Annotated in this window: 18 protein-coding genes and 1 riboswitch; of the genes, 2 read left to right on the top strand and 16 right to left on the bottom strand. The window is 72.1% G+C overall.

Annotated features, from left to right (window positions below; translation table 11 throughout):
- The first annotated feature begins 490 nt into the window (after positions 1 to 490).
- The gene (locus AC2W7E_RS07870) at positions 491 to 1,825 is read left to right on the top strand and encodes a CoA transferase (protein ID WP_485988867.1); all 1,335 of its coding nucleotides are present in this window, start codon (positions 491 to 493) and stop codon (positions 1,823 to 1,825) included.
- 33 nt (positions 1,826 to 1,858) lie between these two features.
- Here the strand turns inward: AC2W7E_RS07870 and AC2W7E_RS07865 are convergent, their stop codons facing one another.
- The 4 genes from AC2W7E_RS07865 to AC2W7E_RS07850 all read right to left on the bottom strand — a co-directional run bounded on the left by AC2W7E_RS07865 (position 1,859) and on the right by AC2W7E_RS07850 (position 5,460).
- The gene (locus AC2W7E_RS07865; RefSeq protein WP_485988866.1) at positions 1,859 to 2,671 is read right to left on the bottom strand and encodes a DUF4184 family protein; all 813 of its coding nucleotides are present in this window, start codon (positions 2,669 to 2,671) and stop codon (positions 1,859 to 1,861) included.
- Between the two features lie 12 nt (positions 2,672 to 2,683).
- Positions 2,684 to 3,985, bottom strand: a complete 1,302-nt coding sequence (gene tyrS, locus AC2W7E_RS07860; RefSeq protein ID WP_157524065.1) for a tyrosine--tRNA ligase — start codon at positions 3,983 to 3,985, stop codon at positions 2,684 to 2,686.
- A 52-nt stretch (positions 3,986 to 4,037) separates the two neighbouring features.
- Positions 4,038 to 4,643: a hypothetical protein gene (locus tag AC2W7E_RS07855; RefSeq protein WP_485988865.1), complete on the bottom strand. Its 606-nt coding sequence runs from the start codon at positions 4,641 to 4,643 to the stop codon at positions 4,038 to 4,040.
- Positions 4,644 to 4,815: 172 nt separating this feature from the next.
- The gene (locus tag AC2W7E_RS07850; RefSeq protein ID WP_025105257.1) at positions 4,816 to 5,460 is read right to left on the bottom strand and encodes a SatD family protein; all 645 of its coding nucleotides are present in this window, start codon (positions 5,458 to 5,460) and stop codon (positions 4,816 to 4,818) included.
- Between the two features lie 59 nt (positions 5,461 to 5,519).
- Between AC2W7E_RS07850 and AC2W7E_RS07845 the strand changes: the two genes are divergently transcribed.
- Entirely contained in the window at positions 5,520 to 6,104 is a 585-nt protein-coding gene (locus tag AC2W7E_RS07845; RefSeq protein WP_249520847.1) for a DUF1349 domain-containing protein, read from the top strand.
- 22 nt (positions 6,105 to 6,126) lie between these two features.
- Here AC2W7E_RS07845 and argH read toward each other — a convergent pair whose 3' ends face one another.
- The 12 genes from argH to pheS all read right to left on the bottom strand — a co-directional run bounded on the left by argH (position 6,127) and on the right by pheS (position 21,742).
- Complete coding sequence (gene argH, locus AC2W7E_RS07840) at positions 6,127 to 7,554, bottom strand: argininosuccinate lyase (protein ID WP_249520848.1); 1,428 nt, start codon at positions 7,552 to 7,554, stop codon at positions 6,127 to 6,129.
- Positions 7,554 to 8,483 (bottom strand): ornithine carbamoyltransferase, encoded by a 930-nt coding sequence (argF, locus tag AC2W7E_RS07835; RefSeq protein WP_025105260.1) that lies wholly within the window; start codon positions 8,481 to 8,483, stop codon positions 7,554 to 7,556. The genes argH and argF overlap by 1 nt, the downstream gene beginning before the upstream one ends.
- A complete protein-coding gene (locus AC2W7E_RS07830; RefSeq protein WP_249520849.1) occupies positions 8,480 to 9,685 on the bottom strand; it encodes an acetylornithine transaminase in 1,206 nt (401 codons plus the stop codon). The genes argF and AC2W7E_RS07830 overlap by 4 nt, the downstream gene beginning before the upstream one ends.
- Positions 9,682 to 10,599 carry an acetylglutamate kinase gene (gene argB / locus AC2W7E_RS07825; protein ID WP_025105262.1) on the bottom strand — a complete coding sequence of 306 codons (918 nt, stop codon included), beginning with the start codon at positions 10,597 to 10,599 and terminating at the stop codon, positions 9,682 to 9,684. The genes AC2W7E_RS07830 and argB overlap by 4 nt, the downstream gene beginning before the upstream one ends.
- Positions 10,596 to 11,753 (bottom strand): bifunctional glutamate N-acetyltransferase/amino-acid acetyltransferase ArgJ, encoded by a 1,158-nt coding sequence (gene argJ / locus AC2W7E_RS07820; RefSeq protein ID WP_101844878.1) that lies wholly within the window; start codon positions 11,751 to 11,753, stop codon positions 10,596 to 10,598. Before argJ ends, argB begins: the two co-directional genes overlap by 4 nt.
- Positions 11,750 to 12,811, bottom strand: coding sequence for an N-acetyl-gamma-glutamyl-phosphate reductase (gene argC, locus AC2W7E_RS07815; RefSeq protein WP_485988864.1), 1,062 nt, complete (start codon positions 12,809 to 12,811; stop codon positions 11,750 to 11,752). Before argC ends, argJ begins: the two co-directional genes overlap by 4 nt.
- 239 nt (positions 12,812 to 13,050) lie before the next feature.
- Complete coding sequence (locus AC2W7E_RS07810) at positions 13,051 to 15,198, bottom strand: bifunctional hydroxymethylpyrimidine kinase/phosphomethylpyrimidine kinase (protein ID WP_485988863.1); 2,148 nt, start codon at positions 15,196 to 15,198, stop codon at positions 13,051 to 13,053.
- Entirely contained in the window at positions 15,195 to 16,043 is an 849-nt protein-coding gene (thiM, locus tag AC2W7E_RS07805; protein WP_485988862.1) for a hydroxyethylthiazole kinase, read from the bottom strand. Before thiM ends, AC2W7E_RS07810 begins: the two co-directional genes overlap by 4 nt.
- Positions 16,034 to 16,127, bottom strand: a riboswitch (TPP riboswitch). Its footprint overlaps the gene before it by 10 nt.
- Before the next feature lie 7 nt (positions 16,128 to 16,134).
- Positions 16,135 to 17,106, bottom strand: coding sequence for an NAD-dependent epimerase/dehydratase family protein (locus tag AC2W7E_RS07800; protein ID WP_485988861.1), 972 nt, complete (start codon positions 17,104 to 17,106; stop codon positions 16,135 to 16,137).
- Between the two features lie 186 nt (positions 17,107 to 17,292).
- Positions 17,293 to 18,102 carry a DUF402 domain-containing protein gene (locus tag AC2W7E_RS07795; protein ID WP_315107964.1) on the bottom strand — a complete coding sequence of 270 codons (810 nt, stop codon included), beginning with the start codon at positions 18,100 to 18,102 and terminating at the stop codon, positions 17,293 to 17,295.
- Positions 18,103 to 18,161: 59 nt separating this feature from the next.
- A complete protein-coding gene (pheT, locus tag AC2W7E_RS07790) occupies positions 18,162 to 20,702 on the bottom strand; it encodes a phenylalanine--tRNA ligase subunit beta (RefSeq protein ID WP_485988860.1) in 2,541 nt (846 codons plus the stop codon).
- Positions 20,702 to 21,742 carry a phenylalanine--tRNA ligase subunit alpha gene (gene pheS, locus AC2W7E_RS07785; RefSeq protein ID WP_025105270.1) on the bottom strand — a complete coding sequence of 347 codons (1,041 nt, stop codon included), beginning with the start codon at positions 21,740 to 21,742 and terminating at the stop codon, positions 20,702 to 20,704. Before pheS ends, pheT begins: the two co-directional genes overlap by 1 nt.
- Positions 21,743 to 21,785 lie beyond the last annotated feature (43 nt).

Here is a 21,785-nt window from a genome sequence, read left to right as displayed (position 1 = left end):
GTTGGTCTTTGATCCAAAGGAATTCTCACCCAGCCGAAGCTAGACGAGGATAATTTGGCATTTGACAAGTGCACGCTGTTGAGTTCTCAAGGATCGGATGCTCCCACGACCCAGCCATCACGACCAGGCCCGCAGGGCAACTTCTCTATCTTAGCCATCCCGACCCGCTTGTCAAATCGGCGCGCCGCGCGGATCTTGGATCCGCTGCGCAGCCGGTGACAGCCGCAGAAGGGGTGGATCTCCCATCTTAGGCGCAAGCGCCGGATCTCTCAAGTGAGAGTGGATCGGGAGTGGTTCTCCGCTTGAGGGGGGTGAAGCTCTGGGCTTCTCCGCTTCCCTGTGGGGCGAACAAGTAATAAGTTACGTGGATTCCGGGGGTCTGGCAAATCGGGCGCACCACCCCGGGCGTGTCGCGGGCGCCCCGCGCCGGGATTCGGCCGGATCAGCGGCTGTTTCCGGCGGTATCCGGGGGCGGAGTAGCATCACGCCCATGCGCACTCCCTCCTCCGACACCACTGCCGATCTGCTCGTCCGTGTGTGGCGGGACACGGGCGTCGCGCCCCTCCCCGCGGACTCCCTCGCGTCACTCCGCACTCTCGATCCGGTGCCCCTCGCCTCGCGCACGGCGACCGCAGAGCTGGCTCTCGCCAGTGTGGCCGCGGTGACCGTGGCCGCCGGACTCGACCCCGGGTCCATCGATCCCCGACGCGTGGCCGTCGCCTACCGGAGCGACCGCTACCTGCTGGTCGACGGAACTCCCCCGCCGGTGTGGGCGCCGCTCTCCGGGTTCTGGGAGAGCGGCGACGGGTGGGTCCGCACACATGGCAACTACCCGCACCACGCTCGAGCGCTTCGCCGCGCACTCGGTCTGTCCGGCTCGGCGGGTGCGGAGGCCGTGACCCGCAGGATGTCGACCCTCTCGACCGACGAGGCCGTGGGCCTCATCTCCGCGGCGGGCGGACTCGCGGTGGCCGTGCGTCACGAGGACCCCGAGGCCGACCGGGCGCAGCGAGCTGCTCCGCTCCTCGATGTCGCGGTCGCCGACCCCGAGGGCGGACGAACGAAGGACCGACGGACCTCGTCTCCCGCCGTCTCGGCGCGCGCTCCGCTCGCCGGCCTCCGTGTCCTGGACCTCACCCGAGTGATCGCGGGGCCGGTGTGCACACGGACGCTCGCTCTCCTCGGCGCCGAGGTGCTGCGTCTCGACCCGCCGCAGCTCCCCGAGCTCCCGTGGCAGCACCTCGACACCGGCCATGGCAAGCGCTCCGCACGCCTCGACGCCCGGTCCCCGGAGCTGCACGCCCTCCTGCAGTCGACGGATGCGGTCGTGCTCGGATATCGGCCCGCCTCGCTGGACCGGCTCGGCCTCTCCCCCGACGCTCTGGTCGAGCAGCACCCGGGTCTCCTCGTCGCGGAGCTCAGCGCCTGGGGACCCGATCATCCCGAGCGCGCCGGTTTCGACAGTCTCGTCCAGGCGGAGAGCGGCATCGCGATGATCGAGGGCGACGACGGACGGCCGGGCGCCCTCCCCGCCCAGGCGCTGGATCACAGCAGCGGATATCTTCTCGCCGCCGCGCTCACCCGCCTGCTCCGTTCCCGCGACGGGCGCTCGCGCATCGTGCGCACCTCCCTGCGCCGGGTCGCCGCCGAACTGCTGGGGATGCCGCGCACGACCGCTGCCGTGCGCGCGCCGGAGATCGACGCCTCGGCGCATCTCGCGCGATTCGACGTGGACGGGACGGCGGTCGTGACGGCGGCACCCGCTCTCCCCGGGCTCAGGTTCGAGGCCCCGCACGCATGGGGTACGGACGCACCACGCTGGTGACCCGGCTTCCCGACGTGCCGGGTCCGCTGCGGGTCAGACCGCGGAGCGCGGCCGCCGCACGGCGAGGACCACGCAGAGGACCAGGGTGAACAGGCCCCACACCGCACAGGCCGGCGGCAGCACCCGATACGCGAGATGCTGCACCGTGAAATCGGCGGAGAGCGGGCCGAACGCGAGCAGTCCGCCGACCCAGGCGAGCACGAGGATCACCGGCAGCGAGAGCCACCACGCAATCCGCACGACCGTCGGAAGGATCCGGGGCGCATGCGTTCGCGGGGTCGCACGACGCAGCCACAGTGCCGCCCAGATCGCCAGACCCAGCAGGCCGAGCGCGCTCGAGACGTACTGGAGCCACTTGTAGCCGTCGAACGGACCCCACGAGTTCGCGAGCGCGGGCACCAGATCGACGCCCCACCGCGACTCATGCGTGAACGCGTCCCAGAGGATGTGCGAGAGCACCCCCAGCATCGCGGAGAGCACGAGCAGGACCGGATACAGCGACCGCGCACCCCGATACCGGGGACGATCGTCGCGGGTCAACGCCTCGACCCCGGCCCGGAATCCGCTCGCGCCCCACCCGGCGGGTAGCCGCGTGCTCACCCAGTCCGGCAGCAGCTCCAGGGTCGCGGGGCGCAGCAGCACACGCCACAGCAGGAAGAGCACGAGCGCGAGCAGAGCCGTCCACAGGACGTTGACCGGATCGTGCAGGAAGCCGTAGTTGAGCCCGATGTTCCGCAGGAACAGCGAGATGTCCGGCGTCATCGCTCCGATCGCGATCGCCGCGGGAACCAGGGGCGTGCGCACGAACGGCAACGCCACGATCGCGTGACTCGGGGTGAACGGCATGCCTGACCGGGATCAGCCGAGGAAGACGCCGGCGAGAGTCTTCTTCCCGCGACGCAGCACCGAGACACCACCGGGAAGCGTGCCCTGCACGGTCGCGGAGTCGTCCTCCACCCGCTCGCCGTCGAGGGACACCCCGCCCTGCGCGATGGCGCGACGGGCCTCCGACAGACTCGACACCAGCCCGGTCGCGACGAGTGCGTCGACGACCGGAGTGCCGGCGGCGACCGTCGCGTGCGGGAGCTCGTCCAGAGCCGTGCGCAGCGTCGCCGCGTCGAGAGTGGTCAGGTCGCCCTGCCCGAACAGCGCCTCGGACGCCGCGATCACGGCCGCCGTCGCCTCCACGCCGTGCACCGTCGCGACGACCTCGAGCGCGAGGCGCTTCTGGGCGGCGCGGCGGAACGGCTCCGTCGCCACGAGTTCGGCGTACTCCTCGATCTCGGCCCTGGTCAGGAACGTGAAGACCTTGAGGCGTTCGATCACGTCGGCATCGGCCGTGCTGAGCCAGAACTGGTAGAACGCGTAGGGGCTCGTGAGCTCCGCGTCGATCCAGATCGCGTTGCCCTCGCTCTTGCCGAACTTCGTGCCGTCGCTGTTGGTGATCAGCGGCGTGCCGATCGCGTGGACCGAGGCCCCCTCGACCCGGTGGATGAGGTCGGTGCCGCTGGTGAGGTTGCCCCACTGATCCGAGCCGCCCGTCTGCAGCACGCAGTCGTACTGGCGGTAGAGCTCGAGGAAGTCGAGCCCCTGGAGGATCTGGTAGCTGAACTCGGTGTAGCTGATGCCGGCGTCGGAGTTCAGGCGCGCGGCCACCGCGTCCTTCTTCAGCATCGTGCCGACGCGGTAGTGCTTGCCGATCTCCCGCAGGAAGTCGATCGCGGAGAGCGGCGCCGTCCAGTCGAGGTTGTTCACCATGCGGGCGGCATTGTCGCCCTCGAAGCTGAGGTACCGCTCGACCTGGCCGCGCAGGCGGTCGACCCATTCCGCCACCGTCTCGCGGGTGTTGAGCGTGCGCTCCGCCGTCGGCCGGGGATCGCCGATCAGGCCGGTGGAGCCGCCGACGAGACCGAGCGGCTTGTGCCCGGCGAGCTGGAGGCGGCGGAGCAGGAGCAGCTGGACCAGGTGCCCGAGATGCAGACTCGGTGCCGTCGGGTCGAAGCCGCAGTAATACGTGACGGGGTCTCCCGCGAGCAGGGCGCGCAGCGCCTCCTGGTCGGTGGACACGTGGACGAGGCCACGCCACACGATCTCGTCCCACACGTTCTCGAACGTGGGGTCAATCGCCTGCGGCGCGGTCGTCAGAGCGGGAGTTGACACGCGCTCCAGGCTAGCAGCGCGCAACCGTCCCGCTGCGTCGCGGGCGGGGGTGTCAGCTGTGCGCCGCCCACCAGACGAGGAACGCGGCACCGAGGCCGATCACCCAGCTCACGAGGCTGCCGACGAGGAAGTACTCGGCACGCGCGCCGGTCTCCCCGTCGCGGGAGATCTCCGGGAAGCGGACGATGCCCTTGGCGGCGAGCATGGCTGCGAGCACCGGGTAGGCCGCGGCGAGCGTGAGGATCATCACGAGCACGCGTTCCAGGGGGCCGATGAGCCGCCCGCCCTTGAAGCCGTGGCGGGGATCGGCGGGGATCACGGCGGACACCGCAGGGGCGTCGGCCTCCGACCGGTCGGAGGGTACGGGCTCGGGCGCGACGGTCCCCGAGACCTCGGCCGGGCGCCAGGTGTGCTCGCCGTCGAGAGCCGCACGGACGACGAGGTTCGCGGATTCGAGGAGGAAGACGCCGGCACCGAGCGCGAGCACGGCGAGATCGAACGGCACCTCGCCGAAGGGCGAGCGGAGCGTCCAGAGCTCGCCGATGAGACCGGACGCGCTCCTCGACCCGCCCCAGACCACGGCGGCGATGCTGAGGGCGGCCAGCGCGACCGCCGGCCAGAACCGGCCCGGGACGGCCCCTCGTCCGGCATGCTCCACGCCCACAGCGCCCCGGCACCGAGCCCCAGGAGCGCGGGCAGCAGCGCATCGCCGCCGATGCCGAGGAGGAGGACCACGGCCGCGGCCACGACGAAGCCGATCCACCGCCGCGGCACGAACTGCCGGACGAGGTCGGTCGCGCCGACGGCGAGGAGGACGAAGCCGGCGAGGATCATGCGGACTCCCCCCGGAGCGCGGCCACGCCTTCGATGAGAGCGGCGGCTCCCGCACTCCGCAGCGACTTGGAGACGCTCGGCTGCGAGATGCCCTCCTGGGCGGCGAGCTCCTGCTGGGACCGGCCGACCAGGCGTCCGTAGGTGAGGTGGCGTTCGCGCGTGCTCATCGCCCCCACCAGCTCGTCGCGCGCGAGGACGTAGGCGTTGGACGCGGCGATCACGGTCTCCATGACCTCATCCTGACCCGGGGCGCCGACAATCCAGGTGCGCGTGCGCGGCACGGCGCGCTGTTCGCGTGCGTGGACGGTCTCGATCGCGGCGCGTGCCGCGTACCACCCGGGTCCGTCGGCCAGCTCGCCGTGCACCGAGGTGACCGGCCTGACCTCGCCGACGCCGATGCCGAAGCGGAAGGCGAGACCCTCCGGGAGGCGGAGCTGGACCATGAGGAGGGAGAGGAGCGCGTCAGGCAGTGCGCGGTAGACGCCCTGCTGCTCGTCCCCTACCGTGGGCGTGAGCGGGTGGATGGCCAGCGGGCGATCCTGTTCCACCTGTGCGATGGTCTCGTCCAGCGCGCGCTGCGCAGCACCGCGGTCCCGGAGTTCCCGGGACCCGACGATGTCGGCGATCACAGCGACGACCATGACATAACCGTAGCACGAATATTCGCTGTTTATGCCCTTATCAGCTATAGATGGGAAATATGCCTGAATCACGCATCATCAACTGGACCGATGCCACCTGGACCCATGCCCCCGCCTGGACACACGTCGACGGTCACCTCGACGCCACCGCGGCCGAGGGCAGCGACGCCTGGCGCCACACCGCCTACGGTTTCGTGCACGACACGGAGCACGCGCTGCTCGCGCCGCTCGCGGTCGGCGAGGCGATCGAGGTCGCGTTCCGTGCGCCGTGGGAGGGGCAGTTCGACCAGGCGGGGCTCTTCGTGCGCGCCGATGAGGAGCACTGGATCAAAGCGGGCGTCGAGTTCGCCGATGGCCACCTCGGTCTCGGTGCCGTCGTGACCGCCGGCCGATCCGACTGGTCGGTCGGCTACGTCGACGACTGGCGCGAGAGCGAGATCACGGTCAGGGTCAGCCGCTGGGCGGACGCGATGATCGTGCGCGCCCGGGCGGACGACGGCCCCTGGCGCCTGGTCAGGGTGGCTCCCTTCTCCGGCGATGCGACCGTCTCCGCGGGACCGTTCCTCGCCGCGCCCACCCGCGCGGGTCTGACCGTCCGGTTCACCCGGTGGGAACGCTCGGCCGCCGACGGCGACCTGCACTGAGGCGAGGCCGCCGCCGGAGCGATTACAGGCCGAGCGCGTGCGCAGCGGCCTGCGCGCGGGCGACGAGCTCCGCGCGCTGCTCGGCCACGCGCTCCGGAGCGGTGCCGCCGACGCCCGTGCGCGACGCGACGGAGCCCTCGATCGTGAGCACCTCGCGGACCTCGGGGACGAGGTGCGGCGACACCGACAGCAGCAGCTCGTCGGAGGCGTCCTCCAGCCCGATCCCCTGCTCCTCGCAGGCACGGACGAGCGCGCCGGAGATCTCGTGGGCGTCGCGGAACGGCACGCGCCGCTTCACCAGCCACTCGGCGACATCCGTCGCCAGGGAGAACCCCTGGGGGGCGAGCGCGGCCATCCGCTCCGTGTGGAAACGCAGCGTCGCGATCATCCCGGCGAACGCCGGCAGCACGACCTCGAGCGTCCGCACCGAGTCGAACACCGGCTCCTTGTCCTCCTGCAGATCGCGGTTGTACGCGAGGGGCAGGCCCTTGAGGGTCGCCAGCAGGCCGGACAGGTTGCCGATGAGACGCCCGGACTTGCCGCGCGCGAGCTCGGCGATGTCCGGGTTCTTCTTCTGCGGCATGATGCTGGATCCCGTGGAGTAGCCGTCGTCGAGGGTGACGAAGCCGAACTCCCGCGTGTTCCAGAGGATGATCTCCTCGGACAGGCGGGAGAGGTCGACCCCCGTCATCGCCGCGATGAACGCGAACTCCGCCACGACGTCCCGCGCAGCGGTGCCGTCGAGGGAGTTCTCCGCCGGCCGGTCGAGGCCGAGCTCCGTCGCGACGAGCGCGGGATCCAGGCCCAGGGTCGACCCCGCGAGTGCTCCCCCGCCGTACGGCGAGACACCGGCGCGACGGCGCCAGTCGACGAGGCGCTCGAGCTCGCGCACCAGCGGCCAGGCGTGGGCCTGGAGGTGATGGGCGAGCAGCACCGGCTGTGCGTGCTGCAGGTGCGTGCGGCCGGGCAGGATCGCGTCGGGATGCGCCTCCGCCTGTGCCACGAGCGCATCGATCACGCGCAGCAGGTCGCGCGCGATCACCCGGGCGTGGTCGATCAGGTACATCCGCACGAGCGTGGCGATCTGGTCGTTCCGGCTGCGGCCGGCGCGGAGGCGTCCGCCCAGCTCCGGACCCAGCTCGGCGATCAGCGCCTGCTCGAGTGCGCCGTGCACGTCCTCGTCGGTGGGCAGCGGCTGCAGGGTGCCGTCGGCGACCTTGCGCGCGACGGCGTCGAGGCCCTCGTGCATCCGGGCGGCCTCATCCGGCTCCAGGTACCCCGCGGCGGCCAGCGCCGTGGCATGCGCGTGGGATCCCGCGATGTCGTACGGCGCCAGGATCCAGTCGAAGTGCGTCGACCGGCTCAGCTCGACGAGCTCCGGCGACGGACCGGTGGCGAACCGCGCGCCCCAGAGCGCGCCCTCGTTGGTGCCTTCGTGCGAACCGGCCATCACGCGTCCTTCTTCCCGAGAAGCCAGACCAGCAGGGCCTTCTGGGCGTGCAGGCGGTTCTCCGCCTCGTCCCACACCACGCTCTGCGGACCGTCGATGACCGCGGAGTCCACCTCGTAGCCGCGGTCAGCGGGCAGGCAGTGGATGAAGATCGCGTCGTCGTGCGCGAGCTCCATGGTCTCGGGCGTGACCTTGTAGCCCCCGAGATCGCGGATCCGCGCGAGCTTCTCCTCCTCCTTGCCCATCGACACCCAGGTGTCGGTGACGACGACGTCGGCGCCGGCGGCCGCCTCGACCGGGTCGGTGAAGAGCGTGATCGATCCGCCGGTCTCCCCGGCGCGGCGGTCGGCCGCTTCGATCACGTCGGCGCGCGGCGCGTAGTCCTCCGGCGAGGCGATGCGCACGTGCATGCCGGCCGTGACGCCCGCGAGCGCGTAGGAGTGCGCCATGTTGCTCTGGCCGTCGCCGAAGAACGTCAGCGTGAGGCCCTTGAGGTCGCCCTTGTGCTCACGGATCGTCAGCAGGTCGGCGAGGAGCTGGCAGGGGTGGAAGTCGTCGGACAGCGCATTGATCACGGGGACCCGGGTGCCGGCGGCCATCTCCTCCAGCCCCGACTGCGCGTAGGTCCGCCACACGATCGCGGCGACCTGGCGCTCGAGCACGCGGGCCGTATCGGACGGCGTCTCCTTCCCGCCGAGCTGGCTGCTCGCCGTGGAGATGATGAGCGGCGTGCCGCCGAGGTCGGCGATACCGACGGCGAACGAGACGCGCGTCCGGGTGGACGACTTGTCGAAGATCACGGCGACGGTCTGCGGGCCGGCGAGGCTCTTGTCCGCCCAGCGATCCTTCTTGAGCTCGAGCGCGAGATCGAGGATCTCCGCCTGCTCGGCGGGCGTCAGATCGTCGTCGCGCAGCAGGTGGCGGGTCATGCGGGGACCTTTCCGGTGGCGGAGGTGTGGACGTCGGAGAGAGCGGCGGCGAACAGCTCGCGGAACTCCGCCAGCTCCGTGTCGCCGATGGTGAGCGCCGGCGCGACGCGCACGGTCTCGGGGTTGGCGGCGTTGACGATGAGACCGCGGTCCTGCGCGGCGGCGACCACCGCACCCGCCACGGGCTGCGAGAGCGCGACGCCCACGAGGAGTCCGCGGCCGCGGACGCCGCCGACCAGCGGGGAGTCGATGCCGAGGATGATGTCCCGCAGCTCTGCGCCACGGCGCGCGGCGTTGTCGACGAGGTCGGCGCGCTCGATCTCGGCCAGCACCGCGTCCGCCACGGCCGTCGCGAGCGGGTTGCCGCCGAACGTGGAGCCGTGCGAACCGGGGGTGAACAGGGCGCTCGCGGCCCCGTAGGTGACGAGGGCGCCGATCGGGAATCCGCCGCCGATGCCCTTCGCGAGCGTGATGGCGTCGGGCGTGATGCCCTCGTGGCTGAATCCGAACCAGGCGCCGGTCCGGCCCGCGCCGGTCTGGATCTCGTCGACGATGAGCAGGGCGCCATGCGCGAGGGTCAGCGAGCGTGCCGCGGCGAGGTAGCCCTCGGGCAGCTCGACGACACCGGCTTCACCCTGGATCGGCTCCACGATGACGGCGGCGACCCGGTCGTCCATCGCGGCCTCCAGCGCTTCGATCGTGGCCGGGATGTGCTCCACGCCTCCGGGCATCGGCGCGAACGGCGCACGCATCGACTCCTTGGCCGTGAGCGCGAGCGAGCCCATCGTCCGGCCGTGGAAGCCGTTCTCCAGTGCGAGGATGCGCGGACGCTCCGCCCCGCCGTGCAGACGGGCGAGCTTGAACGCGGCCTCGTTGGCCTCGGCACCCGAGTTCGAGAAGAACACGCGACCATCGATCCCCGCGCCGGCAAGGCGCTTGAGTCGGGCGGCGAGCGCGAGCTGCGGCGGGGTCGCGAAGTAGTTGGAGACGTGCGCGAGGGTGGCGGCCTGCCGGGACACCGCATCGACGAACACCGGGTGCGCGTGGCCGAGGGAGGTCACCGCGATGCCGGCGAGGAAGTCGAGGTAGCGTCGGTCTTCGGCGTCCCACAGGTACGAGCCCTCACCGCGGGTCAGCAGCGCGAGGCGCTCCCCCGCGTTGAGCACGAGATCACGTGCCGCGTCGTCCTGCCAGACGGTCATGCCGTCGCCCCTTTCTCTCCCAGGACCACTTCGGTCCCGATTCCCTTGCTGGTGAACAGTTCGACGAGCACCGAGTGCGGCACCCGTCCGTCGATGATCGCCGCCGCGTCGACGCCGCCCTCGACCGCATCGAGGCACGCGCGCATCTTCGGGATCATCCCCGACTCGAGGCGCGGAAGCATCTCGACGAGCGCGTCCGACGTCAGGTGCGACACGAGCGAGTCCCGGTTGGGCCAGTCGGCGTACAGCCCCGGCACGTCGGTGAGGATGACGAGCTTGCGCGCACCGAGGGCCACGGCCAGCGCGGCGGCCGCGGCATCCGCGTTGACGTTGAGCGACTGCCCCGGGTGGTCGAGGTCGGGCGCGATGCTCGACACGACCGGGATCCGCCCTGCGGCGAGGTGATCGAGCACCGGTGTCGGGTCGACCTGGACCACGTCGCCCACGCGGCCGAGGTCCACCTCCTCGCCGTCGATCATCACACCCCGACGGCGGCCGCCGAAGAGCCCGGCGTCCTCGCCGCTGAGTCCGGTGGCGATGGGGCCGTGCGAGTTGATCTTCGAGACGAGCTGCGGGTTCACCTGGCCGGTGAGGACCATCCGCACGACGCCGATGGCCTCGGTGTTGGTGACGCGGTACCCGCCCTTGAACTCGCTGGGGATCTCCAGCCGCTGCAGCATGTCGGAGATCTGCGGCCCGCCGCCGTGCACGACCACGGGCTGCACACCGACGTAGCGGAGGTACGCGATGTCCTGGGCGAAGGCCTCCTGCAGCTCGTCCGAGACCATGGCGTTCCCGCCGTACTTGACGACGACGATCTGGTCGCGGAACTTCTTCAGCCACGGCAGCGACTCGATGAGGGTGGTGGCCTTCTGCGCCGCGATGTCCGGCGTGGTGTCCTGGATGTCGGTCATGAGGCGTAGGCGCTGTTCTCGTGCACGTAGTCGTGGGTGAGGTCGTTGGTGAGCACCGTGGCGGTGGCCTCTCCGACCTTGAGGTCGATCATCAGGTGCGTGGCCCGCGGCGTCAGGTCGACCTCCTCACGGGGGCGGTCCGGCCCGCCGGCGGTGCAGACGCGGACACCGTTCATCCACACGTCGACGTCGTAGGGGTCGAACTGCGCGGCCGTCGTGCCGATCGCCGCGAGGACGCGGCCCCAGTTCGGGTCGTTGCCGAAGATGGCCGCCTTGAACAGGTTGTTGCGGGCGACCGAGCGGCCGACCTCGACGGCGTCCTGCTCGGAGACGGCGTGCTGCACCTCGATCGTGATGTCGTGGCTCGCGCCCTCCGCGTCGCCCTGCAGCTTGACCGCGAGCTCCTGGCAGAGCGCGGTGAGCGCCTCGGCGAAGTCGTCGAGGTCGGGGACGACCTCGGAGGCGCCGTTGGCGAGCAGCGTCACCTGGTCGTTGGTCGACATGCAGCCGTCGGAGTCGAGGCGGTCGAACGTGCGCCCCGTCGCCCGGCGCAGCGCCTCGTCGGCCTGGAGCGGTTCGAGCACGGCGTCGGTGGTGAGCACCACGAGCATCGTCGCCAGACCCGGGGCGAGCATGCCCGCGCCCTTCGCCATGCCGCCGATCGTCCAGCCGTCGCGGGTCACCACAGCGGTCTTCGCGACCGTGTCCGTGGTCATGATGGCGTGCGCGGCGCTCTCCCCGCCGTCCGCGCTCAGCTCGGTGATCGCCTGCGCGGTGCCCGCGAGGACCTTCTCGCGGAAGACCTCGTCCCCCGTCCCGATGAGCCCCGTGGAGCAGACGAGCACGTCGCCCGCGCTGATGCCGAGCAGTTCGGCCGCCTTCTCCGCGGTCTGGTGGGTCGTCTGGAACCCGAAGCTCCCGGTGAAGCAGTTCGCACCGCCGGAGTTGAGGACGACGGCCTCGACCACGCGGTCCGCGACGGCCTGCTGCGACCAGATGATGGGGTTGGCCTTGGCGCGGTTGCTCGTGAAGACGGCGGCGCCGACCTTGCGGGGGCCGCGGTTGACCACGACGGCGACATCGGGCTTGCCGGTGGACTTGAGTCCGGCGGCGACCCCGGCCGCCTCGAATCCTGCGGGGGCGGTGACGCTCACGGGGCGACTCCGTTCACTGAGAGGGCGCGGGTCTCGGGAAGCCCCAGCGCGATGTTCATGGACTGGACGGCAGCTCCGGCGGTGCCCTTGACGAGGTTGTCGACGGCGGTGACCACCGTCACGCGGTTCGCGGCGCGGTCGATCGCGAGGCCGAGGAGGGCCGTGTTCGCCCCGAGCACGTCGGCCGTGCGCGGGAAGCTCCCCTCCGGCAGCAGCTGGACGAAGGTCTCGTCGCCGTAGGCGCTCTCCCATGCCTGACGGATCTCGGCGTCGCTCACACCCTCGACGATCGGCGCTGTGGACGTGGCGAGGATGCCGCGCGACATCGGCACGAGGACCGGAGTGAACGAGATCCGGATGTCTTGGGTCCCTGAGCCCGTCGAAGGGCGGGCGGCGGCGAGCGCCTGACGGATCTCCGGGATGTGGCGGTGCGTGCCGCCGACGGCATAGGGGTTCGCGGAGCCGAGGATCTCGCTGGCGAGGAGGTTCGTCTTCAGGCTCTTGCCCGCCCCGGACGGGCCGACGGCCAGGACGGAGACGATGTCGCCCGGGTCGATCACGCCGGCCGCGACACCGGGGGCGAGGCTCAGGCTCACCGTGGAGGCGTTGCACCCGGGTGCGGCGATCCGGGTCGCGCTGCGGAGCGCGTCCCGCTGCTTGCCCCCTCCGACGAGGAGCTCGGGCACGCCGTACGTCCACGGCTCATGGAAGGACCCGCCGTAGAACGCGTCCCACTCCGCCGACGAGGTGAGCCGGTGGTCCGCTCCGGCGTCGATCACCAGCGGGGTGTCGCCGAGGGCGTCCGTGTACTGCCCGGACTGGCCGTGCGGGAGGGCCAGGAACACGATGTCGTGTCCGGCGAGGACCTCGGGTGTGGTGTCCTGCAGCGTCAGGTGGGCGAGTGAACGGAGGTGCGGCTGATGGGCGACGAGGGGCTGTCCGGCGTTCGAGTGCGCCGTGACGGTGCGGATCTCGACGTCGGGGTGAGCGGCCAGGAGGCGCAGGATCTCGCCGCCTGCGTAGCCGGAGGCGCCGGAGACGGCGACGGAATACGTCATGCTTCTACCTTAACGGTCGGGTCCTCGACGATCTCGGGACCGGGGGCGGGGCCGGAGGCGGCGACACCGGCACTCGACCGCCGCGCGGACGCAGGCAGAAGGGCGGGGTCGCCTAGAATCGGCGGCCGCGACGTCGGCGCACGGCGATGACGCTCGGGACGAGCGTCGAAGGAGCGGTGGCGACCGAAGGCATGCGGCGACGATAGCGCGGGCGTGTTCGGCACCGCAAATCCGGGGCGTCACACGACAGCGCGCGCGACCGGTGCGGCGAAGAAGGCCCGTTCGTGCGCGCTCGATGCGAGGAAGGCTCGCCGCATCCGCTCTCGGCCGGTGTCGTCGGCCCTCGCGGCCGCGGCGGCGACATGCGCGACGGCCTGCCGGGTGGCCTCCGCGAAAGCCGGATCCGCGTAGGTCGCCAGCCACGATGCATAGGGATGCCGGGGGTCGCGGGGCGCCGCGCCGAACGCTCCGGTATGGAGCCGCTCCCCCAGGTCGGTGTAGAGCCAGAAGCACGGCAGCACGGCCGCGATCACCGTGGCGTAGTCCCCGCCGAAGGCGACGGCACGCAGGTGGTCGAGGTAGGCGACCGTGGCCGGGGCGGGCTCGGCGGCGAAGGTCGCGCCGCTCACCCCGGTCTCCGGGGTCAGCCACGACGCGTGCAGCTCCAGCTCGCCGCGGATCGCGCCGTGCGCGGCCTCGGCCCAGAACGCCTGCTCGTCGGGGGTCGGAGCGAGACGTGACGCCTCCGCGAGCACCCGGGCGTACTCGCGGAGGTAGAGGGCATCCTGCGCGAGGTAGAAGACGAAGGCGTCGCGGTCGAGGGTCCCCCCGGCGAGCGCGCGCACGAAGGGCAGCGCGTCGATGTCGCGGCGGATCGCGGCGGTCTCGTCCCACCAGGCCGCGGCCACCTCCTCCGGTGTCGGCCGGGTCTCGACCCCGCCGCGCGCCCAGAGTCCCGAGAAGGGATGGATCGGGCCGTGTCCTCGCCCGATCTCCAGGTCGTCCGCCGCGCGGAGGGACTCCCGCAACCAGGCGCGCGCGGCGCGCACCGCAGTCGCGGGATCGTCGCCCGTCGCCAGTCGTGTGGCCAGAGCCGCGGACAGCGAGCAGCCGGTGCCGTGGGTGTTCGCCGTGCGGATGCGCGCGCCGGGGAACTCGGCGTGCGTACCGGCTGCCGTGTCGATCAGGGCGTCCGGTGCCTCGTCCCCGGGCAGATGCCCGCCCTTCACCAGCACCGCGGTCCCCATCGCGGCCGACAGCTCTCGCGCCGCGGCGAGCGCGTCCGCCCAGTCCGTCACCTCGTGACCGACGAGCACCGCGAGCTCGGCGAGGTTCGGGGTGACCACGGTCGCCAGGGACAGCAGGCTCCGCAGCTCGCGCTCCGCATCGGGGTGGAGCAGCCGATCCCCCGAGGTCGCGATCATGACCGGGTCGAGCACGACGATCGGGGGCTGTGTGTCTCGGAGCCACGCGGCGACCGTCCGGATCACCTCCACGTCCGCGAGCATGCCGACCTTCACGGCGTCGATGCGGATGTCGTCACCGACGGCGTCGAGCTGCGCCCGGAGGAAGTCCGCGGGAGGAACGTGCACGGCGCGGACGCCCTGCGTGTTCTGGGCGGTCAGGGCCGTCAGGGCCGCCATGCCGTAGCCCCCGTTCGCGGCGATCGCCTTGAGGTCGGCCTGGATGCCCGCGCCCCCGGACGGATCGCTGCCGGCGATGCTGAGCACGTGCGGCACCGCCCGCCCGAGCCAGCGCCGACGGAAGGCCGCGGCGGCTGTCCGGGGGTCGCCGCCGCCGCACAGCGCCGACACCACCGCGATCCCGGCCGCGCCGGCCGCGCGCAGCGCCGCCGTGTCGTCGAGCTCCACCCCGCCGATCGCGACGCACGGCAGCGCACTGCGCGCGGCGAACGCGGCGAAGCCGTCGATGCCGAGCGGGGCCGGGTGGTCGGGCTTGGTGCGCGTGGGGCGGATCACGCCGACCCCGAGGTAGTCGACCGTGCCGGGCGGCAGCGCGGCGACCTCCTCGAGGTGCGCGGAGGTGTTCGCGGTCAGCCCGATCAGGGCCTCCGGGCCGAGGAGCTCGCGCGCGCGGAGCACCGAGGCGTCCGCCTGACCGAGGTGCACCCCGTCCACCCTGGCGCCGCGACGACGGGCCTCGACAGCCGCATCGAGGCGATCGTTCACGACGAGCAGCGCACGACCGTCGATGGCCGCGGACAAAGCGAGGAGCTGCACGACGGTCTCCTCGTCCGTCGCCTCCTTGTCGCGCAGCTGCACGATGCGGACGCCGCCGGCCACCGCTTCGCGGACGGTCGCGACCACCCCGCGTGCGCCGCACAGCGACCGATCGGTGACGAGGTAGAGGGACAGGTCGACGGTCATCGGGTCTCCTCCTCGACGCGGGCGCGGTCCCGGAGATCCGCTGGGGTCACGGCGGACAGCGCATCGAGCAGTCCGACGGCGAAGCTGCCCGGTCCGCGGGAGGTCTCCGCCGCCTGCTCGGCCGCGACCGTGTAGACGAGGGTCGCCGCGGCCACCGCCGTCAGCGCATCGGTCCCGCTACCGCGGGACGCCCCGAGGAAGGCCGCCATCACGGCCCCCAGCGCGCAGCCGCCGCCCGTCACCCGCGTGAGCAGCTCGTGCCCGTTGGCGATGCGGATCACCCGTTCCCCGTCGGTGAGGAGGTCGACCGGGCCGGAGACGGCGACCACGGAGCCGTACCGGTCGGCGAGCTCGCGCGCAGACGAGGCCGCCGCCTCGGTGCCGTCCGTCGCGTCGACCGCCGCGGCCGCCGTGCTGTGCCCGGCGAGCGCGAGGATCTCCGACGCGTTGCCGCGGATGGCGGTCGGGCGCCGCGCGGCCAGCTCGTGGGCCAGTGCCGTCCGCACCGGGAGCGTGCCGATCGCGACGGGATCGAGCACCCAGGGCGTGGCGGCGGCGAGCGCTCCGGCCACGGCTTCCCGACTCGCCTCCCGCTGCTCCGGGGTCGGCGTCCCGAGGTTGACGAGGAGCCCCGAGGCGGCAGCGGCGAACGGCTCGGCCTCGCCGATGATGTCTACCATGGCCGGCGCCGCACCGAGCGCGAGCAGCACGTTGGCGGTGAACCCCGTCACGACGGCGTTCGTGAGGCAGTGCGTCAACGGCGGCGCAGCCCGGACCTCCTCCCGCAGCCTTCCCGCCGTGACAGCGAGGTCGAGGACGGATTCCGGACGCACAGGATCGCTCATTGCGACATCCCTTCGCTAGTACGAACTAGATCAGGTTCGACGGGTGTGATCTCAGCCGCGGATGCGGCACCCCGTGTCACTGCCTCGCAGTCTAGCGAGCGAAGGCGTTGAGCAGCGCCCGCTCCTCCGTCCGCGTGAGTCCGGCGCGACGCTCCCGGCCCACGCCCCGTTCGCGCTCGTCCGCCACGACGCGTTCCACCGTCTCGTCGAGGGGCCGGATCCTGCCTCCGCTGCGCCGGTACCGCGCGTTCGAGCGGGTCATGAATCCGCTCATCTCGGGCGGCAGCCACAGCGGGAGCGAGCGCGACCCCGCCCAGTACGCGACACCCTCCGCGACGAGACGCTCCTCCGTGCCGACGACGACCGGACCGGTGTGCCCGGTGGAAGCGCGCACCGTACGCAGCACGTCCTCCAGGTCGCGCACGTCGCCGATCGCGTTGACGGCACCGGTGACGGTGGCGGACACGACGAAGGCGGCGACGTCCTCGACGTCGATGACCTGCGCCGTGCGCCCGTCGAGCGGCGGGAGCAGCACCGGCTCGTCCAGGGCCCGGAGGAACGCCGTCACCCAGTAGCCGAAGCGATCGCTCGGGTCGCCGTCGCCGACGATGAGGCCGGGACGGACGAGGAGCGCGCGGTCGCCGAGGCCCTCCTGCACGGCGTCCTCCGCCGCGACCTTCTGCCGCGCGTAGTCGTCGTCCTCACCGGCCTGCGCCGCCGGGTGCCGCGGGGCCGACTCGTCCGTTCCGACCGTCATGTCGTCGCGGTACACCGACATCGACGAGATGTAGGTCCACCGGGCGGCACGGTCGCCGAGTGCGCGGACCGCCCCGGAGACGTGATCGACGCGGGAGGAGACGTCGACGACGTGGTCCCAGTCCGTCCGCGAGACGACGTCATAGGCGTCCTCGTCGTCGCGGTCGGCGAGCACGAGGGTCGCTCCCGGTGGCGCCGGCCGCCCGCCGCGGGCGAGGCAGGTCACCGACGCCCCCGCCCCCAACGCGTGCGCGGCGATGCGCCCCGACAGCCATCCGGTTCCCCCCAGGATCAGCACATCCGTCATGTGCCCATGTCATCAGGATCGACGACTCGGGGGAAGGGCCTCCGCTCAGAGCGGAGCGACACAGGCCACCGCGCGAGCACAGGCCATCACGCGAGCACAGGCCACCACGCGAACACAGGCCCTCACGCGAACACAGGCCACCTCGCGAACACCGCCCACCGCGCGAGCTCAGGCCCTCACGCGAGCTCAGGCCGTGGGCGCTGCTGTCGCCTGATGCCGCGCGAACGCCTGATGCCGCGCGGGCTCGGCGCCGTCGCGGAGGCCGGCCCCGAAGCGGTCGGGGACGACGATCTGGTCGAGGCCGTCCAACACCGGGATCGTCCACGACGGGTCCGGTCGCCAGTCGATCCACTCCCGATCGAACGGCCAGTCGCCGGCATGGAACGACGCGATGGCCGCGACCGCGTGCCGCTCGATCTGCGCGGCCTGCGCGGCGGTCAGCCGTCCCTGGTCGACGGCGGCGACCAGCTCGTCCTCGTCCTTCATCGCCACGCGCCCGTCCTGTGCGATCTCGACGTCGAGGACGTGATCGGAGGTGTAGGTGGCACTGTCGGTGCGCAGGTGCGCGTTCTCGAGGTTGACGTACCAGCCGGCGAAGTCCCACGTCGTCCCGGTGACCGAGCTCCAGAACAGCCAGACCGACCACGGCACTCCCGCGGGCGCGATGCGCAGGATGCCGTTGCCCCACCACTCCTCGACGATCCGGCGCCGGGGCTCCCGCCACCGCCGATCGAGCGGGACGGTCCGGATGCGCTCCCCGTCCCGCGTGCCCTGGCCTTCCTGCCGCGTCCCGGCGGCGAGCCACGCGACGAGACCGCGCTCATCGTCACGGACGACGCGCATGGGGGTGACGGTCGCCGCCTCCCCCGTGGTCCACCCCGGCTTGCGGTAGTGCCAGTCGAGCTCCGCACCCGGCGAGAGGAACGGTCCCTCCCCGAGCGATCGCGCTCCGGCGGGGACCGAGGGTGGCGTGGGCTGCAGGAGGAGGCTCGTCATCCGGCCACGCTATCGCGAGAGCGCACGGCTCCCCGGAAAGGGGCCGTGCGCTCTCCCGATCAGTCGCGGAGGGCGGCGCCGAAGCGCTCCGCGGCGACGGCGACGCCCGCCATCTTCGCCTCGGAGGCCTCCGCGGCGGTCAGCGTGCGGTCGTCGGCCCGGAAGCGCAGGGCGAACGTCAGCGACTTCGATCCCTCGGGCACGCCCTCGCCGCGGTAGTCGTCCACGAGCCGGACCGACTCCAGCAGCGCGCCGGCGCCCTCGATGAGAGCCGCGCGGACCTCGCCCGCCGGCACCTCGGCCGGCAGCGTGAGCGAGACGTCCTGCGTCGCGGCCGGGAACGTGGACAGCGACGCCGCAACAATGCGTCCTCCGGCGAGCGTGAGCAGCCGGTCGAGGTCGAGTTCCAGTACGGTGGCGCGGCCGGGCAGGTCGGCCTCCTCCGCGACGGCGGGATGCAGCTCGCCGACATAGCCGATCTCCTCGCCGGCGGCGACCAGCGCACCGGTGCGTCCGGGATGGAGCGCGGCGCGCTGCGTCTGCACGACGTCGATCTCGATGCCCGCGGCGGCCCCGATCACGCGGACCGCGTCGAGCGCCTCGACGAGCCCGGCGGCCTCGGCGGCACGACCCGGCTGACGCGGCGACACATTGCCGGTCAGCAGCACCGCGACGTGGCGCTCCTGCGGGGGGATGGAGGCGTCGAGCTCGGCGAGCACCTCATCCGACGGCCGGACACCCAGCGGCGGGACCTCGGCGGTGCCGTACTCCACGCCGGGCTCCGGGACGAACACGGCCCCGGTCTCGAACAGCACGAGATCCGTGAGCCCGCGCGAGATGTTGCGGTGCGCGGTCTGCAGCAGACCCGGGATGAGCGAGCGCCGCAGGAACGGCACCTGCCCGTCGAGCGGGTTCGCGAGGCGGATGCTGGGCAGGTGCTCACCGGACGCGGAGCCGTGCAGATCGTTCTGCGCCTCGGTCGTGAACGGGAACGCCGGAGTCTCCACGAACCCGGCGGCTGCGAGAGCGTTCGCCACGCGGCGACGCCCCTGCTGGTGGGCCGTGAGGCCGCGGCCGGACGGCGGCGTCGGCAGCACCGCGGGGATGCGGTCGAGCCCGTGGATGCGGGCGACCTCCTCGGCGAGCGTCCACTTGTCGGTGAGGTCCGGGCGCCAGGTCGGCGGGATGACCGTCCACCCGCCCTGGGCCCCTTCGCCGTCCGCCTGGGTCCCTGAGCCTGTCGAAGGGCTGACCTCCGCCCCGATCGTCGTGAGCGCCCCGGTGATCTCGTCGTCGGTGTAGTCGACGCCGATCAGTCCCTGCACGAAACCGCGCGGGAGCTCGATCTCGGCGACGAAGACCTCGGCGAAGAGCGCGCCACCTTCCTCCGTGAGCGTGCCACCGGCGAGCTCGACCATGAGGTCGGCCGCGCGCCGGGCCGCGACGAACGGGATCAGCGGGTCGACGCCGCGCTCGAAGCGCTTGGACGCCTCGCTCGGGAGCTTGTGCCGGCGGGCCGTGCGGGCGATGGTCGTCGCGTCGAAGGTCGCCGCCTCGATGAGCACGTTCCGCGTGGTGTCGCTCATCTCGGTGGTGCCGCCGCCCATGACACCGGCGAGGCCGATGGGGCCGGAGTCGTCGGTGATGAGGAGGTCTTCGACGTGCAGCTTCCGCTCCACGCCGTCGAGCGTGGTCATCTTCTCCCCCGGCGTCGCACGCCGGACGGTGATGCCGCCCGTGAGCTTGTCGAGGTCGTAGCCGTGCAGCGGCTGCCCGAGCTCGAGCATGACGTAGTTCGTGATGTCGATGAGCACACCCAGCGACCGCATGCCCGCGAGGCTCAGGCGCGCGATCATCCACGGCGGGGTGGGCCGCGACGGATCGACGTCGCGCACGACCCGGGTGACGAACTCGCTCGCGCCGACCTTGCCGCGCACCGGCGCCTGGTCGTCGACCACGGCCGTGTGTCCGGAACCGGGCTGCAGCTCGGCGAAGTCGCGCTCGGCGGGGTCGCGGAAGGCCGCCCCCGTGGCGTGGGAGTACTCACGGGCGACGCCGCGCACCGAGAACGCGTAGCCGCGGTCCGGCGTCACATTGATCTCCACCGCGACGTCGTCGAGGCCCAGCAGCGCGATCGCGTCCGTGCCCACGGGCGCATCGATGCCGAGGTCGCTCAGCACGACGATGCCGTTGTGCTCGTCGCCGAGACCCAGCTCGCGCGCGGAGGCGATCATGCCGTCGGAGACGTGACCGTAGGTCTTGCGGGCGGCGATCGGGAACGGACCGGGAAGCACGGCGCCGGGCAGGGTCACGACGACCTTGTCGCCGGCGACGAAGTTGTGCGCGCCGCAGACGATCCCGCGGACACCGCCGTGCTCGGGGCCGACGTCGACCTGGCACCAGTTGATCGTTTTGCCGTTCGACTGGGGCTCTGGCTCGAGCGAGACGACCTGGCCGACCACCACGGGACCCGTGATGTCGAAGCGGTGCACGTCCTCCTCTTCGAAGCCGACGGTCACCAGCGCCGCGAGGACGTCCTCGGGCGTGGCATCCGCTGCCAGATCGACGTACTCACGCAGCCACGAAAGCGGGACGCGCATCACACCACCATCCCGTACTGCTCGCTGAAACGGACATCGCCCTCGGCCATGTCGCGCATGTCCTGCACATCGCTGCGGAACATCAGGCCCCGCTCGATGCCCATGCCGAACGCGAAGCCGCTGTACACCTCGGGGTCGATCCCGGCCGCGCGCAGCACGTTCGGGTTGACCATGCCGCAGCCGCCCCACTCGATCCAGCGCGCGCCGCCCTTGAAGGTCGGGTGCCACAGGTCGAGCTCGGCGGAGGGCTCGGTGAAGGGGAAGTAGTTCGTGCGGAAGCGGGTCTTGGCCTCCGGACCGAAGAGCTGCTTCGCGAAGTGGTCGAGCGTGCCCTTGAGATGCGCCATCGTGATGCCCTTGTCGACGACCAGTCCCTCGAACTGCGTGAAGACGGGGAGGTGCGTGGCGTCGAACTCGTCGGTGCGGTACACGCGGCCCGGGCACAGCACGTAGATGGGGACCTCGCGGTTCAGCATCGACCGCACCTGCACCGGGCTCGTGTGCGTGCGCATGACGAGGTGGCGCGAGGTCGGGTCGACGTAGAAGGTGTCCTGCTCCTGGCGGGCGGGGTGGTCGACGTCGAAGTTCAGCGCGTCGAAGTTGAACCACTCGTGCTCGAGCTCCGGCCCCTCCGCGATCTCCCACCCCATGCCGACGAAGATGTCCTCGACGTGGTCCTGCAGGAGAGCGAGCGGGTGCCGGGCGCCCACACGCGTCCGCGACGGGACGGCGGTGATGTCGACGCGCTCGGCCTCCAGGCGCGCGGCGACCTCGGCGGCGGCCAGCTCGGCCTCCTTCGCCGCGAGCGCCTGGTTCACACGACCGCGGCCCTGGCCGACGAGCTTGCCGAACGCGGCCTTGTTCTCGGGGGCGACCTGGCGCATCGAGGCGTTCAGGACCGCGAGCGGCGATCCCTCCGCGACGTGCGCCGCACGGGCGGCTTTCAGCGCGGCGGTGTCGGCGGCCGCGTCGATCGCCGCGAGGGCGTCGGCGACAGCGGCTTCGACCGCTTCGGGGGTGATTTCCGGAGACTCTGACACGGGAGTCGAGTCTACCGGCGCGGGACGGGCGCCCCGCGCCGGT

The organism is Microbacterium sp. CFSPD4_SD4 (assembly GCF_057364585.1).
The sequence above is the reverse complement of the archived record's forward strand: the minus strand, read 5'-3'. Positions and strand labels throughout refer to the sequence as shown.

Bases quoted from the DNA above. Each gene is read 5' to 3' on its own strand.
- AC2W7E_RS07865 (WP_485988866.1), bottom strand. From the start codon at position 2,671: ATGCCGTTCACCCCGAGTCACGCGATCGTGGCGTTGCCGTTCGTGCGC.
- AC2W7E_RS07845 (WP_249520847.1), top strand. From the start codon at position 5,520: ATGCCTGAATCACGCATCATCAACTGGACCGATGCCACCTGGACCCAT.
- AC2W7E_RS07850 (WP_025105257.1), bottom strand. From the start codon at position 5,460: ATGGTCGTCGCTGTGATCGCCGACATCGTCGGGTCCCGGGAACTCCGG.
- AC2W7E_RS07830 (WP_249520849.1), bottom strand. From the start codon at position 9,685: ATGACCGTCTGGCAGGACGACGCGGCACGTGATCTCGTGCTCAACGCG.
- AC2W7E_RS07810 (WP_485988863.1), bottom strand. From the start codon at position 15,198: ATGACCGTCGACCTGTCCCTCTACCTCGTCACCGATCGGTCGCTGTGC.
- argH (WP_249520848.1), bottom strand. From the start codon at position 7,554: ATGGCCGGTTCGCACGAAGGCACCAACGAGGGCGCGCTCTGGGGCGCG.
- argC (WP_485988864.1), bottom strand. From the start codon at position 12,811: ATGACGTATTCCGTCGCCGTCTCCGGCGCCTCCGGCTACGCAGGCGGC.
- AC2W7E_RS07795 (WP_315107964.1), bottom strand. From the start codon at position 18,102: ATGACGAGCCTCCTCCTGCAGCCCACGCCACCCTCGGTCCCCGCCGGA.
- thiM (WP_485988862.1), bottom strand. From the start codon at position 16,043: ATGAGCGATCCTGTGCGTCCGGAATCCGTCCTCGACCTCGCTGTCACG.
- argB (WP_025105262.1), bottom strand. From the start codon at position 10,599: ATGACCGACATCCAGGACACCACGCCGGACATCGCGGCGCAGAAGGCC.
- pheT (WP_485988860.1), bottom strand. From the start codon at position 20,702: ATGCGCGTCCCGCTTTCGTGGCTGCGTGAGTACGTCGATCTGGCAGCG.
- AC2W7E_RS07800 (WP_485988861.1), bottom strand. From the start codon at position 17,106: ATGACGGATGTGCTGATCCTGGGGGGAACCGGATGGCTGTCGGGGCGC.
- argF (WP_025105260.1), bottom strand. From the start codon at position 8,483: ATGACCCGCCACCTGCTGCGCGACGACGATCTGACGCCCGCCGAGCAG.
- AC2W7E_RS07870 (WP_485988867.1), top strand. From the start codon at position 491: ATGCGCACTCCCTCCTCCGACACCACTGCCGATCTGCTCGTCCGTGTG.